Genomic DNA, 12,773 nt, shown 5'->3' with positions numbered 1-12,773 from the left:
CATGCCGGATCTTGACGACGCGGGCCTCCTGCAGGCGGAGCGCGAATCGCTCGGCGAAGCGGTGGTGCTACTGAAAGAGGTCTGGGGCCTGACGCAGCGGCCGCGGCGCGATGGGCGCAACGTGATCCGTCTGGGTTACGGGCGAGCGATCGAGCAGCGCGACCAGAGCGAGCAGGTGGCCACCATGGAACTCACCGAGGATCTGATGGTGGCGCAGAACCTGCTGCGCGGCCGCTTCTTTGAACTGCTAAGTGTTCACCCGGAGATGCGGCCTTCGCTGCCGTACATCATTGCCATCGCCGACATCATCGGCGCTGAGGCTGTGCGCAGCAGCAGCGAATTGTGGGCGGCAGCGCGCACCGGTGACTGGGTGGAGTTCGGTGCGGTGATTCAGGAGTTCCGCTGGGAAAGCTTCTCGGCTGCCACTGAGCGCGATACGCGCGCGGTGAGCCGCTTGGTCATGCGGCTGGTGGTGGGAGCAACCAGGAGCGCGGAATGATCCTGCCCAAGATCATCCGCTCCGTCGGGCTTGAGCCAGTGCCCGACCTGCACAACTGGCACAAATGGTGGTCGGCCAAGCTGGACGCCGCTGCGCTGATGGTTGGCTCTGTGGCGGTGGCATACAGCCAGCTGCCAGACGACTGGCGCGCGGCGCTGCCACCGTGGTCGCTGACGGCGCTGGCCGGCGTTGGCCTGGTGATCAAGTCCGCGTCGCTGATCCTGCGCGGTGCCAAGCAGCCATCGCTGGAGCCAAAGCGTCCGGCCGATGAGTGACCACTGGGACCGAGGCTTGCCGCCTCCACGCGATCCACCAGGCTGGCTGATCACCGCCTTGTGCGGCTTGCTGCTGGCCGTTCTGGCCTGGGTCTGGATCTCCTACACCAACGCAAGGATCTGACCATGCGCATCATCAAGCAGGGCCGTCACCCGTCGGTCGGGGACACGCACGAGAGCACCTGCCGCACCTGCGGCACGGAGTTCGAGTGGAACACCAACGAGGCAATTCGCCAGCCCGACCAGCGCGAAGGCGACTACTACAAGATCGCCTGTCCGCTGTGCGGCGCCAACGTGACCAAGGCGGTATCGGAGCAGGGGGCGTGAACAGCAGAGCGATCGCCGTCATCGCCACCCTTGTGTGGTCAGTCGCCATGTTCGGTGCCGGCTGGGCTTGGCGCGGCGACCGCGCCGAGGGTGCCGCCAGCGAGCAGATGGCAGGAACCGCCCTTGGCGCCCTGGCCGGCGAGCAGGCCGCCCGGGCCACCGAACGCCAGCAGGCCGAGACCCTATCCAGCATTGGAGAGAAGCATGAGCAAGACCGCGAGACGGCCAAGGCCGTCCCTGAAGCTGTTGTGGCTGACCTGCGCAGCGGTGCTCTCAAGCTGCGGGACGGGTGGGCCAGCTGTGAAACCCAGCGCCTCACCGAGGCTTCCGCCGGCACCGCCGAACGTGATGCGGCCGCCGAGCGCCGAGACGAGTTTGCGGGCGCTGTTGTTCGAGTCGGCCGTGACGCCGACGACCAGCTCCGCGCCTGCCAAGCCGTGATTACTGAGGATCGGCGCGCTGACCCCTCAACCATGCTGCGATGAACTGGTATCCGCAGATTGTCCAGTAAGTGGTGTAGGCAATCGCATTGAGTGTCTGAAGTGTGGTCATGTCGTCGGGCGTCTTGGGGTGGGAGGTGGCACGGTGCGCAGATTTCCACGCTCCCGGATTTGATTCCATCCCCAAGATTTCCGCCCTTTTCATACGACCGCGTCACCCGTGACCTATGGCCAAGACAAAGCCCGGGCGCCCTACGGCGCTGACAGCGAAGCAGCAGCGCTTCGTCGACGAGTACTTGAAGGACCAGAACGCTGCGCAGGCCGCAATCCGCACTGGCTACAGCGAGAAGACAGCCAAGCAGCAGGGCTCGCGGTTGCTGAAGCTTCCTGCGGTGGCTGCAGCCGTGCGCGCAGGGCAGAAGCGCGTTGCAGCCAAGGCGGAGGTGACCGTCGACACGCTGATGGCGGAGCTTGAGCAGGCGCGCCGCATGGCGCTGAAGGAGAAGCAGCCCAGCGCCGCGGTCACCGCGACCATGGGCAAGGGCAAGCTCGCTGGCCTGCTGGTCGAGAAGCGGCATCACACCGGGGCGATCGGCACCTACGACCTGAGCAAGATCACTGACGATGAACTCGACCGCCTTGAACAGATCCTCGGTCCGCTTGCCGACGCTGGCGGAGATCCGAGCGGAGAGGGCCAGGCGGTCGGCTGAGCGAGAGCGCCAGCGCATTGCTGAGGATGTCGAAGGGATCAGGGCGCGCTCGCAGTCGCTGGAGGGTTTCATCCGCGAGCACTGGCGCGTGCTGGAGCCGACCAGGCCGCTCAAGATCGGTTGGGCGCTGCGGGCGATGTGCCAGCACCTCGAGGCTGTCACCGAAGGACGCATCCAGTTCCTGCTGATAACCGTGCCGCCGGGCATGATGAAGTCGCTGGTGCTGGTGTTCTGGACGGCGTGGGAGTGGGGGCCGTGCGGTCGTCCGGACTTGCAGACGCTGGCCACTTCCTACAGCCAGCCGAACGTCCTGCGCGACAACATCAAGCTGCGCCGCCTCATCGATAGCGAGCAGTACCAGGCCGCCTGGCCGATGAAGCTGCGCGGCGACCAAAACGCCAAGGGCAAGTTCGAGAACACCGGCAACGGCTTCAGCGAGGCTCGCCCCTTCAGCTCAATGACCGGCGGCCGCGGCGACCGGGTCAAGGTCGACGATCCGCACTCGACCGAAACCGCCGAAAGCGACGCCGAGCGCAAGACCGCGGTGCGCATCTTTCGCGAAGGCATCACCGACCGCCTCAACGACATCACGTCGTCGGCCATGGTCATCATCATGCAGCGCCTGCACCAGCGGGACATTGCCGCGGTGGCGATGGAGCTGGATCTGGGGTTCGTCCACCTCAACCTCCCGATGGAGTTTGAGGAGGAGCGAACAGACAAGGACGGGAAGAAGACCGGCGGACCGTGCCGCACGTACATCGACGGCGAGCTGTTCTTCGAAGATCCGCGCACGCAGGAAGGCGAGCTGCTGTTCCCCGAGCGCTTCCCGCGCGCCGAGGTCGATCGACTGAAGCGCGCGAAAGGCAGCTACGCATATGCCGGCCAGTACCAGCAGCGGCCGACGCCGCGCGATGGCGGCACGTTCAAGCGGGAATGGTTCGAGGTTGTGGAAGCCGCGCCGGCCATTTCGTCGGCGCGCAAGGTTCGCCGCTGGGACTTCGCGGCGACCGATCCGAAGGAGAAGACCAGTAGCGACCCGGACTACACGGTCGGCCTGCTGCTGGGGGAGGTCGCAGGCATCTACTACGTGCTCGATGTCGTCCGTGACCAGGTGTCACCGGCCGGCGTGGAGCGGATGCTGACGAACACGGCCCGGCAGGACGGTCGGACGATCAAAGTGCGCATCCCGCAGGATCCCGGCGCCGCCGGCAAGTCCAATGCCGCGCACCAGATCAAGTTGCTGGCGGGCTGGGACGTCAAGGCAGCGCTCGAATCTGGATCGAAGGAGGTCCGCGCAACGCCGGTGGAAGCTCAGGCCGAAGCCGGGAACATCAAGTTGGTGAGCGGCCCCTGGGTGGCGGCCTTCCTCGACGAGATCGCCGAGTTCCCCAACGCCAAACACGACGACCAGGTGGACGCGCTCTCTGGCGCATTCGCTGAGCTGGTCACCGGCAGCACCTACAACCTTGGAAACGCACTCTGATGGGCAAGCTCGCACAATTGAAGGACGGGCTGGTCAATCTCGTGGCCAACCTTGGCACTGGGCGCGACAAGGCGATGCACAGCCACTACGCGCTCGCACCGCTGAGTGATTTGGACGCCAGCAACGCCTACCGAGGCACGTGGCTCGCTCGCAAGATCATCGACATCCCTGCGCTCGACGGCTGCCGCAACTGGCGCACGTGGAATGCCGATCAGACTCAGATCAGCGCCCTCGAGGCGGAGGAGAAGCGCCTTGGCCTGCAGGTGAAGCTGCTGGAGGCGCACACCAAAGCGCGGCTCTTTGGCGGGGCTGCGATCTACATCGGTACCGGCGACTCGGATCCCAGCAAGCCGCTGGATCCGGCGCGTGTGAGGAAGGAGGGCATCAAGCACCTCAACGTGCTGACGAAGCGCATGCTGACTGCTGGCGAGCAGGATCGGGATGCTGAGTCGCCCACCTATGGCCGGCCCGCGCTCTACACGCTGACCTCGGCACGAGCTGGCCAGGTCGAGATCCACCCCTCGCGGCTGATCATCCTGCACGGTGCCCATCGGCCGGACCCGGATATCGACAACGGCGACGGCTGGGGCGACTCGGTGCTGATGGCGATCAGCGACGCGGTGAAGCAGGCAGACAGCACGAGCGCCAACATCGCCAGCCTGGTGTTTGAGGCCAAGGTCGATGTGCTGAACATCCCGAACCTCATGTCGCAGTTGGCAGACAACCCGGCGTATGAGGCGCAGCTACTCCAGCGATTGCAGCTGGCTGCCATGGCCAAGGGCATCAACGGCATGCTGGTGCTGGACGGGGAGGAGACGTACACGCAGAAGTCGGCGTCCTTCAGCGGATTGGTCGACGTGATGCTGGCCTTCCTGCAGCAGGTTTCGGGTGCGGCGGATATCCCGTTGACGCGTCTGCTGGGGCAGTCGCCCGGCGGTTTGAACAGCACCGGCGACAACGACGTCCGGAACTACTACGACCGTATCAAGTCAGGCCAGGAGCTGATCTACACGCCGGCCATGTCGGTGCTGGATGAGTGCCTGATCTACTCGGCTCTCGGTAGCCGGCCAAAGGATGTGTTCTACAGCTGGCGCAGCTTGTGGCAGACCAGCGACACCGAGCGCGCCACCAACGGAAAGACCACGGCCGACACGATCAAGACCCTCGCCGACACCAAGCTCATTCCCGACGAAGTGCTGGCAGAGGTCGCAGTGAACATGCTGACCGAGGCGGGCGTAGCGCCTGGCCTGGAGTCGGCGATGGACGACTTCAGCAGGGAGAACCCGGACTGGCAGGAGGAACAGGACGAAGACGAGCGTGTAGCGGCCGCGCTGGCAGCCACGCAGGGCAACCAGGGCGATCCGCTGACCGACGCGGAGCCTCGCTCGCTGTATGTGCGCCGCGATGTGCTCAACGCGGCAGAGATCGAGGCATGGGCACGGGAGCAGGGAATCACCGACATCGCAGACGACCTGCACGTGACGGTGGCCTATTCGCGCCAACGTTTCGACTGGATCAAGGCGGGCAACGCGAGTGAGTGGAGCAGCGATAGCAGCGGTGAGCTGATCATTCCGCGCGGTGGCCCGCGTGCCATCGAGCCGTTGGGCGGCATGTCGGCCGTGATCCTGTTCGCGTCCACGCAGCTCGCTTGGCGCCATGAGGAGATCGTCCGGGCCGGCGCCTCGCACGACTTCCCGGACTACACCCCGCACATCAGCCTGACCAAGGCGCCGATCGACCTGACGAAGGTCGAGCCGTACCGCGGCCGCATCGTGCTGGGCCCGGAAATCTTCGAAGAGCTCCGCGAGGACTGAACCATGTTTCTGAAAGATCGAGTCTCGGTGACGGCGCCTCGCCGCACCGCGGACGGCTACCTCGTGGCCGATGCAAAGGTGGCGCGCACCGGTATCCAGAACTACCTGGGTTCGGAAGTCGGCAAACCGGAAATGCCAATCGTGCGGCTGTACCGGCCACCGGAGGAGGTCTTCTCCGACGCCACGCTGCGCAGCTTCGCGCACAGGCCCATGACCAACGACCACCCACCGGTGATGGTCGATGCCAGCAACTGGAAGCAGTACGCCGTCGGCCAGACCGGCGACGAGGTGCGGCACGACGACAAGTTCGTGCGCGTACCGCTGGTGCTCATGGACAAGGCGGCCATTGCCGACTGGGAGGCCGGCAAGGTCGAGCTGTCGCAGGGCTACACCGCAGAGATCGTCTTCGAGGATGGCGTAACGCCCGAAGGCGAGCCGTACGACGCCGTGCAACGAAACATCCGCAACAACCATCTCGCGCTAGTCGACCGGGCGCGCGGTGGTGAACACCTTCGTATCGGCGACGACAACCCTCAGAGGAACACTTCAATGCCTGACATCAAGACCCGGACCGTCCTGGTCGATGGGCTGTCCGTCGAAACCACCGACGCCGGCGCCCAGGCCATCGACAAGCTGCTGCGCCAGCTCTCCGACTCCAACGCCGTTGCCGCGCGCCAGGCAACCGACCACACCGCAGCCCTCGCGCTGAAGGATGCGGAGATCGCCAAGCGCGACGCCGCCATCGACGACCTGAAGGGCAAGGTGTTGGACGCCGCTGCCCTGGATGCGCGCGTGCAGGCGCGTGGTGACCTACTGGCCACGGCCAAGGCAATCCACGACACCGACTACCGCGGCAAGAGCGATGCGGACGTTCGCAAGGCTGCCGTCATCGGCAAGCTCGGCGACGCCGCCGTCGCAGGCAAGGGCGACGCCTACATCGAGGCGCGCTTCGACATCCTCGCCGATGGCGTCAAGCCGTTCGATCCGGTCGCGCGCGCACTGAGCGATGGCGCCGCACACCGCACCGTCGTGCAGGACAACGGCTACTCCGCGTCCGTCGCCGGCCTCGATTACCGCACCAAGAACCAGGGGGCCTAAGCCATGGCACTGCAAACCAATTACCCGGACATCCAGCCTGCAGCCGTACGCGGCATGCAGGCCACGATGATCCCGTCCACCGTCATCTCCCGTACCGTCGAGGACGTCGCCGGCCTCGCGTTCGGCCTGGCCGTGGCGCAGGGCACGGCGGACAAGGGCATCGTCACGTTCGGCGGCGCCAACCTGAAGTTCGTCGGCATCACGCTGCTGGATCGCTCGGCCACTGGCCTGGACCTGTTCCCGCAGCGTGCATCGGCCCGCGTCATCACCAAGGGTGACATCTGGGTGACAGCATCGGTCGCCGTCGCTGCTGGCGACCCGGTGTACCTCACCGCAGCCGGCGCGTTTACCAACGTCGCCACCAACAACACCGCCATCACCGGCGCCCGCTGGGACACCAGCACCACCGCGGCGGGCCAGTTGGCCGTCGTCCGTCTCGGCTAAGGAGCCTATCCGCATGCGTGCACATCCACTCTTCGACGCCCAGGTAGTCATGGGCTTCGTGGTCTCGCAGACCACGATTATCGAGCCCGGCGTGTACCGGACCGTCTATCCGGACATCCAGTACCGCGACCTGATCCCGGTCGATACGTCCGGCAGCGAGTTCGCCACGTCGGTCACCTACTACTCGCAGGACCAGTACGGCAAGGCCGACTGGATCAACGGCAACGCCGACGACATCCCGAAGGCCGGCACCAACCGCTCGCAGTTCCAGACCGGCGTGCACACCGCAGGTATCGGCTACGGCTACGGCTGGGAAGAGGTCGGCCGCGCGCAGCTGCTCGGCATCAACCTGCCCAACGAGGACGCTGCCGTCGCGCGCCGTGCCTCGGAGGTGATGGTGGACCGCGTGGCACTACAGGGCGACGCAAGCAAGGGTTTCACCGGCCTGTTCAACGCTGCCGGCGTAACGCCGGTTGCAGCGCCCACCGGCGCATGGGGCACCTTGCAGGCCGCCGGTACCGCCACGCCCGACCAGATCGTCGCCGACATGAACTCGGCAATCCTCAACGTGTTCAACGGCACCAACACCACCGCAATCGCCGATCGCCTGCTGCTGCCGTGGTCGAAGTTCATGCTCATCTCCACCAAGAAGATGAGCGACAACAGCGACATGACCATCCTGCAGTACTTCCTGGCCAACAACGTCTACACCGCTACCACCGGGAAACAGCTGACGGTGCGCGGTCTACGTGACCTGGACACGGCAGGTGCCGGCGGCGTCGCACGCATGATCGCGTACCGCTACGACGCCAATGTGCTGAAGCTGCACATGCCGATGCCGCACCGCTTCTTGCCGGTGTACCAGAGCGGCCCGCTGCGCTGGGACATCCCGGGCGTGATGCGTCTGGGCGGCCTGGACGTGCGCCTCCCCAAGCAGGTCGTCTACGTCGACGGCATCTGATCCATCACGGCCCCGGGCGTCACCGCCGGGGCCACACCGGAGCACCCAAATGCAGATCAGCAACAACCACACATCGCCGCTCTCGTTGCCGGACGGCACCACCCTGGTCCCGGGTTCGCCGGCCACCGTCCCGAACTGGCCGGCCATCAAGAAAAACGCCGTCGTGCAGGCCTGGCTCGCCGCCAATGTGCTGAGCGAATCGAAGGACGACACCGAGCCGTTCCTGCTGGGCACCTTCAATCTGCCCGAGAGCATCCTGCTGATCGAGGGCGGCGACAGCGTCACCCGCGACGACGTGGTGCAGCATGCCTTCAAGGCGTCGGCCCTGTCCCTGGAGGACTGGAATTCGCTGCCGGAACTTGAGCGCGAGCAGCGCATCAGCACGGCGCTCGACACGCTGAAGGCCGATGCCGCGGCAGCCGCCCAGGCAGTGATCGATGCGCAGGCCGCAGCCGACCAGCGGAAGGTCGACCTCATCGCCAAGCTGGAAGCGGGCGGCATCAGGCATGACAAGCGCTGGGGCGTGGACAAGCTGCAGGCCGCGCTGGACGACCACGAGAAGACCAAGACCGGGAACTGAGCATGTACGGCACGCTGGCAGGAGCAGACGACTATCACCTGGCCCGGGGCAATTCCGCCTGGGCAGCAGGCAGCGAGGCTGCACGCACGGCAGCCCTGGTGCGCGGGACCGACTACATCGACGGCCGGTACCGGGTGCTGCTTGCATCGGGCCGGTGGCAGTCCATGTTCCCTGGCGTGCGTACCGCAGGGCGGGGCCAGCCCAATGAGTGGCCCCGCACCGGTGCAACCGACAACGCAGGCGCGCTCATCGGTCCGGAGGAGATCCCAGGCGAGGTGGAGCGGGCAACGTATGAGGCGGCGCTGCGGGAGCTGGCCAGGCCGGGGAGCCTATCCCCCGACTTCGTGGCATCCGAGGCGGTGACCCGGGAGAAGGTGGGGCCGATCGAGGTGACCTACGCCGACAGCGGAGCTGCTGGGCAGCCTGCTAACCGGCCGCTGGTGCCGGCCATTGATGAGATCGTGGCGCCACTGCTGCGGATGCCAGCCATCGGCCCTGCGGTGTTCGTCGTATGAGCGCCTTTTACGACCGGCTGCAGGCCACGGCCACGCGCTTGATCGACCGTTACGGCTTCGCCGCCCAGCTGCAGCGCGCAGGCGCCCCGACGGGACCGCCGCACAACCCGCAGCCCGGCCCAGCCACTCGGCACGACTGCAAGGTGGTGGAGCTGGATTACAGCCTCACCAACCGCGATGCCACCCTGGTGCTCAAGGGCGACAAGCTGGGATTGATCAGCACCGCGATCGATACCGTGCCCGCCCTGAGCGACCGGATTGTGCTGGGTAACGATCTGTTTACCTTTATTGACCTGCAGCCTCTGTCCCCTGGTGGGCATGTGCTGCTCTACGAATTCCATGCGAGACGCTGATGGCCGCCACGACCGCCCGCCAACTTGACCAGCTGGCGACGCGGCTGGAGCCGGCGATCCGCGATGCGTTCCTGCGTGCCATCCGTGAGGTGACCAATCAGACGGGCGTCCAGCTCATCACCGACCTACTGCAGGCCGGGCGGGTAGATGACGTGCTCACGGTCATGGGACTGGACGAGCCGCGCTTCGCCGATCTGGCCGAGGCGCTGCGCAGTGCATACAGCGCCGGTGGGCAGCAGGGCGTTTCGGAGATGCCGCGGATGCGCCTGTCGCTCGATCCGATCATCACCGGCAACTACCGCCCGAGGACAGCCGTGCAGTCGCCGTCGCTGCGTCCAAAGTTCGACCTGCGGAACCCTGCAGCCGAGCGGTGGCTGCGTGAGGCGTCGTCCAAGTTGGTCACCGGCATCGTCAACGACCAGCGGGAGCTGATTCGCGGCGTGCTGGTGCAGGGCATGACGGCCGGGCAGAACCCTCGGCAGAGCGCCCTGGACATCGTGGGACGCGTGGGCACCAACGGCAGGCGCAGCGGCGGCATGGTCGGGCTGACGGCGCAGCAGGGACAGTTCGTCATCAACATGCGGCAGCAGCTGGCCAGCGGCGACCCGAAGGAAATGGCGAAGTACTTCGGTCGCCAGCGCAGGGACAAACGCCTGGACGGCATCGTCAAGCGCGCCATCGCCGCCGGCAAGCCGGTGTCGCAGGCCGACATCGACAAGATCGCAGGGCGCTACGCCGACAGGCTGCTGCAGCTGCGCGGCGAGATGATCGCCCGCACCGAATCGATCAGCAGCATGAACGCCGGACGGGAAGAGGCCTACCGGCAGCAGATCGAATCGGGCGCGCTGGCCGTCGAGAACGTCATCGGCACATGGTCGGACACCGGCGACAAGCGCACGCGGCACACGCACAAGGCCATGAACGGGCAGCGGCGGATCTTCGGCGAGCCGTTCGAATCGCCCAGCGGTGCGCGGATGAACTACCCGGGCGACACCAGCCTCGGCGCCGGCGCAGACGAGATCGTCGGCTGCCGCTGCACGAAGCAGTTCCGGATCGACATGACGGCGGAGGTGCTACGTGGCAAGCCAGTTCGGTGATCAGGTGCGGGCCTTCGCTGAGAAGGCGAAGCAGCGGCAAGAAGCCATCTTTCGCGAGTCCGCGCAGGCGGTGATGGACCAGGCGAACACGCCGGAGGGCAGGGGCGGGCGCATGCCGGTGGATACCGGCTTCCTACGCAACTCGGCAGTGGCGTCGAAGGATGGCCCAGCCACATCGGAGGGCGGCGCTCCCGCGCTGGTCTTCACCGCGCTGCAGCTGGGCGAGTCGGTGTGGGCGGGTTGGACCGCCGCCTATGCGCTGCGCATGGAGCACGGCTTCAGTGGCAAGGACAGCCTGGGCAGGCAGTACGAGCAGGCCGGCAAGGGCTTCATGCGCGCTGCCGCGCAGAACTGGGACTTCATCGTCGATGAGGTCACCGCGAAGGTGAAGGCACGCATCCCATGAGCAACACCGCGATCTATGACGCATTCGCCGGCCTGGTCGGCGCGTTCGCAGCAGCGCAGGGATTGCCGTGCTCCTATCCGGGCCTGGCCTTCACCCCGCCGACGGCTGGCGCATGGCTGGAGCTGCAGTGGTTCCCGAATGAAACGCAGAACTACGGCATGGCCGACGATGGCCCGTCGCTGCTGCAGGGTTTCGGCCAGCTGTCAGCGTGCTACCGCCCCGGCGGCGGGATCATGGTGGGCACTCGCATTACCGATCAGATCATCACTGCCTTCGCCAAGGGCACGACCTTCGCTGGCATGCGCGTGTACCGCATGCCCTGGACCTCAACCATCATTCAAGACCCGGAGCGGCACATGCATCCGGTGACCATTATGTGGCGCGGCTTCGTGTAGCAGCCGCCCAGCAGCAGTTCCCCAACCCCGCCCCGTGGCGGGTTTTTTTATGCCCAACGCGAGGAGATATCAGCAATGGCTGAGGCACAAACCAACAGCGGTTCCAAGCTCTACATCTGCGCCACGCCGCAGAACAGCGACCTGACCAAGACCCAGTTCGAGGCGTTGACCTACGTGCAGGTCAAGAAGGTCGGCAGCGTCGGCGAGCGCGGTCTGACCACCAACATTGTCACCTACGACACGTGGGACACCGCGGTATCGCTGAAGGGCAAGGGCATCTCGAATGCCGGCGACCCCGAGGTGGAGATGGCGCGCGACCTCGCCGACCCGGGCCAGATCGCTATGCGTGCTGCCGGCCAGCCGACGGTGACCAGCGCATACGCCCTGAAGGTCGAGCGCCCGTCCGGCGAAATCGAGTACCTGCGCGGCCTGGTCACCGGCCCCCGCACGCCCGGCGGCCGCAATGAGGACTTCGTGCTGCACGTCTACTCGCTGGCCCTGAACCAGGTGCCCGTGGAAGTGCCGGCGCCCGTCACCCCGTAACCGAACAGCAGGGGATAGGGCGGCCGCCTGACAAGCCGGATCTGATCCGGCCGGCTTCCCCTGCTTCATCTCCGGATCGATCGCAAAGGATCACCCATGACCGAATTGACCACCATCGTGGCCGCCGAGCGCGCCATCGACATCAAGCATCCCGCCACCGAGGCTCCTGTGGGCCTGCGCATCACGCTGCTGCCCGAAAGCCACCCGAAGGTGCGCGAGGCCAGCCGCAAGGCACTGGACGATCGCCTGCAGGGCAAGGGCAAGGTCACTGCCGCCAAGATGGAGCAGGGCCGAACCGACATGCTGGTCGCCTCGGTTGGCGCCTGGGAATGGCTGGGCGACCTGACCTTCCACGGTGCGAAGCCCGCCCTGACCGACGAATCCCTGCGCAAGGTGCTGAAGGAGCTGCCGTGGATCGGCGACCAGCTGGAGGTGGAGCTGGGCAACCGCGCCGAGTTTTTTCGCAGCGCTGAAGACGCGGATAGCTGACGCCACTTATCTGACCGTCCGGTACGACATGCCGGACGCGAAGGGCGAGACGCGACGCGCGCGCAATGCGCGCTTCGAGCAGCCGACGCCGGACGTGGACATGCCGGAAGAAGCCGCACACGTCTGGGAGTGGTTTTGGCTGCTCTCGGGCCGGCGCGGCAGCGGCCCGGAGGCCCTGTCCTACGCCGAGCTGAGCGCGTGGCAGCAGCTGGCCTGCTGCGATGTCCTGCCGCATGAGGTGGCAATGCTCATGGCGATGGACGACGCCTACCTCCGCGCCGTGCGCGAGGAACAAGCAGCGGCCCGTGAGCGGCCGCCCGAACCGAGCAACACCTGGAGCTGAT

The 12,773-nt window shown here is 66.2% G+C and carries 19 protein-coding genes; all 19 read left to right on the top strand.

Going from position 1 to position 12,773, the window contains the following annotated elements; genetic code table 11:
• Nucleotide 1: 1 nt before the first annotated feature.
• The 19 genes from ABQZ09_RS05045 (at nt 2) to ABQZ09_RS04955 (ending at nt 12,772) form a co-directional block, all read left to right on the top strand.
• Nucleotides 2–499 carry a hypothetical protein gene (locus ABQZ09_RS05045; protein WP_349776271.1) on the top strand — a complete coding sequence of 166 codons (498 nt, stop codon included), beginning with the start codon at nt 2–4 and terminating at the stop codon, nt 497–499.
• Nucleotides 496–774 carry a DUF7940 domain-containing protein gene (locus tag ABQZ09_RS05040; protein ID WP_166752054.1) on the top strand — a complete coding sequence of 93 codons (279 nt, stop codon included), beginning with the start codon at nt 496–498 and terminating at the stop codon, nt 772–774. Before ABQZ09_RS05045 ends, ABQZ09_RS05040 begins: the two co-directional genes overlap by 4 nt.
• Before the next feature lie 126 nt (nt 775–900).
• Entirely contained in the window at nt 901–1,101 is a 201-nt protein-coding gene (locus ABQZ09_RS05035; RefSeq protein WP_349776270.1) for a CpXC domain-containing protein, read from the top strand.
• Entirely contained in the window at nt 1,098–1,586 is a 489-nt protein-coding gene (locus ABQZ09_RS05030) for a lysis system spanin subunit (protein WP_349776269.1), read from the top strand. The genes ABQZ09_RS05035 and ABQZ09_RS05030 overlap by 4 nt, the downstream gene beginning before the upstream one ends.
• A 182-nt stretch (nt 1,587–1,768) precedes the next feature.
• On the top strand, nt 1,769–2,251 hold the full coding sequence (locus ABQZ09_RS05025) for a terminase small subunit (protein ID WP_349776268.1): 483 nt from the start codon (nt 1,769–1,771) through the stop codon (nt 2,249–2,251).
• Entirely contained in the window at nt 2,166–3,734 is a 1,569-nt protein-coding gene (gene terL / locus ABQZ09_RS05020) for a phage terminase large subunit (protein ID WP_349776267.1), read from the top strand. The genes ABQZ09_RS05025 and terL overlap by 86 nt, the downstream gene beginning before the upstream one ends.
• The gene (locus tag ABQZ09_RS05015; protein WP_349776266.1) at nt 3,734–5,548 is read left to right on the top strand and encodes an anti-CBASS protein Acb1 family protein; all 1,815 of its coding nucleotides are present in this window, start codon (nt 3,734–3,736) and stop codon (nt 5,546–5,548) included. The genes terL and ABQZ09_RS05015 overlap by 1 nt, the downstream gene beginning before the upstream one ends.
• 3 nt (nt 5,549–5,551) lie before the next feature.
• A complete protein-coding gene (locus ABQZ09_RS05010; protein WP_349776265.1) occupies nt 5,552–6,646 on the top strand; it encodes a DUF2213 domain-containing protein in 1,095 nt (364 codons plus the stop codon).
• A 3-nt stretch (nt 6,647–6,649) separates the two neighbouring features.
• A complete protein-coding gene (locus tag ABQZ09_RS05005; protein ID WP_349776264.1) occupies nt 6,650–7,090 on the top strand; it encodes a structural cement protein Gp24 in 441 nt (146 codons plus the stop codon).
• 13 nt (nt 7,091–7,103) lie between these two features.
• Nucleotides 7,104–8,051, top strand: coding sequence for a DUF2184 domain-containing protein (locus ABQZ09_RS05000; RefSeq protein ID WP_349776263.1), 948 nt, complete (start codon nt 7,104–7,106; stop codon nt 8,049–8,051).
• A gap of 49 nt (nt 8,052–8,100) precedes the next feature.
• Nucleotides 8,101–8,631: a hypothetical protein gene (locus tag ABQZ09_RS04995; RefSeq protein WP_349776262.1), complete on the top strand. Its 531-nt coding sequence runs from the start codon at nt 8,101–8,103 to the stop codon at nt 8,629–8,631.
• A 2-nt stretch (nt 8,632–8,633) separates the two neighbouring features.
• A complete protein-coding gene (locus ABQZ09_RS04990; protein WP_349776261.1) occupies nt 8,634–9,146 on the top strand; it encodes a DnaT-like ssDNA-binding protein in 513 nt (170 codons plus the stop codon).
• Entirely contained in the window at nt 9,143–9,499 is a 357-nt protein-coding gene (locus tag ABQZ09_RS04985; RefSeq protein ID WP_349776260.1) for a hypothetical protein, read from the top strand. The genes ABQZ09_RS04990 and ABQZ09_RS04985 overlap by 4 nt, the downstream gene beginning before the upstream one ends.
• Nucleotides 9,499–10,596: a phage minor head protein gene (locus ABQZ09_RS04980; protein ID WP_349776259.1), complete on the top strand. Its 1,098-nt coding sequence runs from the start codon at nt 9,499–9,501 to the stop codon at nt 10,594–10,596. Before ABQZ09_RS04985 ends, ABQZ09_RS04980 begins: the two co-directional genes overlap by 1 nt.
• Nucleotides 10,577–11,002, top strand: a complete 426-nt coding sequence (locus tag ABQZ09_RS04975) for a hypothetical protein (protein ID WP_349776258.1) — start codon at nt 10,577–10,579, stop codon at nt 11,000–11,002. The genes ABQZ09_RS04980 and ABQZ09_RS04975 overlap by 20 nt, the downstream gene beginning before the upstream one ends.
• Entirely contained in the window at nt 10,999–11,397 is a 399-nt protein-coding gene (locus ABQZ09_RS04970; protein WP_349776257.1) for a phage tail terminator-like protein, read from the top strand. The genes ABQZ09_RS04975 and ABQZ09_RS04970 overlap by 4 nt, the downstream gene beginning before the upstream one ends.
• Nucleotides 11,398–11,472: 75 nt before the next feature.
• On the top strand, nt 11,473–11,940 hold the full coding sequence (locus ABQZ09_RS04965; RefSeq protein WP_039439176.1) for a hypothetical protein: 468 nt from the start codon (nt 11,473–11,475) through the stop codon (nt 11,938–11,940).
• Between the two features lie 96 nt (nt 11,941–12,036).
• Nucleotides 12,037–12,429, top strand: coding sequence for a hypothetical protein (locus tag ABQZ09_RS04960; protein WP_349776256.1), 393 nt, complete (start codon nt 12,037–12,039; stop codon nt 12,427–12,429).
• 28 nt (nt 12,430–12,457) lie between these two features.
• Nucleotides 12,458–12,772: a phage tail assembly chaperone gene (locus tag ABQZ09_RS04955; RefSeq protein WP_349776255.1), complete on the top strand. Its 315-nt coding sequence runs from the start codon at nt 12,458–12,460 to the stop codon at nt 12,770–12,772.
• Nucleotide 12,773 lies beyond the last annotated feature (1 nt).

This window comes from Xanthomonas sp. WHRI 6106 (assembly GCF_040202405.1).
GTDB classification, from domain to species: Bacteria; Pseudomonadota; Gammaproteobacteria; order Xanthomonadales; family Xanthomonadaceae; genus Xanthomonas; species Xanthomonas cannabis.
Note: the sequence above shows the minus strand (reverse complement) of the source record. Positions and strands in the feature narration are given on the sequence as shown.

What these genes read in the sequence shown, in the direction of transcription:
- ABQZ09_RS05045 (WP_349776271.1), top strand. Translation starts at nt 2, where the DNA reads ATGCCGGATCTTGACGACGCGGGCCTCCTGCAGGCGGAGCGCGAATCG.
- ABQZ09_RS05040 (WP_166752054.1), top strand. Translation starts at nt 496, where the DNA reads ATGATCCTGCCCAAGATCATCCGCTCCGTCGGGCTTGAGCCAGTGCCC.
- ABQZ09_RS05035 (WP_349776270.1), top strand. Translation starts at nt 901, where the DNA reads ATGCGCATCATCAAGCAGGGCCGTCACCCGTCGGTCGGGGACACGCAC.
- ABQZ09_RS05025 (WP_349776268.1), top strand. Translation starts at nt 1,769, where the DNA reads ATGGCCAAGACAAAGCCCGGGCGCCCTACGGCGCTGACAGCGAAGCAG.
- terL (WP_349776267.1), top strand. Translation starts at nt 2,166, where the DNA reads ATGAACTCGACCGCCTTGAACAGATCCTCGGTCCGCTTGCCGACGCTG.
- ABQZ09_RS05015 (WP_349776266.1), top strand. Translation starts at nt 3,734, where the DNA reads ATGGGCAAGCTCGCACAATTGAAGGACGGGCTGGTCAATCTCGTGGCC.
- ABQZ09_RS05010 (WP_349776265.1), top strand. Translation starts at nt 5,552, where the DNA reads ATGTTTCTGAAAGATCGAGTCTCGGTGACGGCGCCTCGCCGCACCGCG.
- ABQZ09_RS05005 (WP_349776264.1), top strand. Translation starts at nt 6,650, where the DNA reads ATGGCACTGCAAACCAATTACCCGGACATCCAGCCTGCAGCCGTACGC.
- ABQZ09_RS05000 (WP_349776263.1), top strand. Translation starts at nt 7,104, where the DNA reads ATGCGTGCACATCCACTCTTCGACGCCCAGGTAGTCATGGGCTTCGTG.
- ABQZ09_RS04995 (WP_349776262.1), top strand. Translation starts at nt 8,101, where the DNA reads ATGCAGATCAGCAACAACCACACATCGCCGCTCTCGTTGCCGGACGGC.
- ABQZ09_RS04990 (WP_349776261.1), top strand. Translation starts at nt 8,634, where the DNA reads ATGTACGGCACGCTGGCAGGAGCAGACGACTATCACCTGGCCCGGGGC.
- ABQZ09_RS04985 (WP_349776260.1), top strand. Translation starts at nt 9,143, where the DNA reads ATGAGCGCCTTTTACGACCGGCTGCAGGCCACGGCCACGCGCTTGATC.
- ABQZ09_RS04980 (WP_349776259.1), top strand. Translation starts at nt 9,499, where the DNA reads ATGGCCGCCACGACCGCCCGCCAACTTGACCAGCTGGCGACGCGGCTG.
- ABQZ09_RS04970 (WP_349776257.1), top strand. Translation starts at nt 10,999, where the DNA reads ATGAGCAACACCGCGATCTATGACGCATTCGCCGGCCTGGTCGGCGCG.
- ABQZ09_RS04965 (WP_039439176.1), top strand. Translation starts at nt 11,473, where the DNA reads ATGGCTGAGGCACAAACCAACAGCGGTTCCAAGCTCTACATCTGCGCC.
- ABQZ09_RS04960 (WP_349776256.1), top strand. Translation starts at nt 12,037, where the DNA reads ATGACCGAATTGACCACCATCGTGGCCGCCGAGCGCGCCATCGACATC.
- ABQZ09_RS04955 (WP_349776255.1), top strand. Translation starts at nt 12,458, where the DNA reads ATGCCGGACGCGAAGGGCGAGACGCGACGCGCGCGCAATGCGCGCTTC.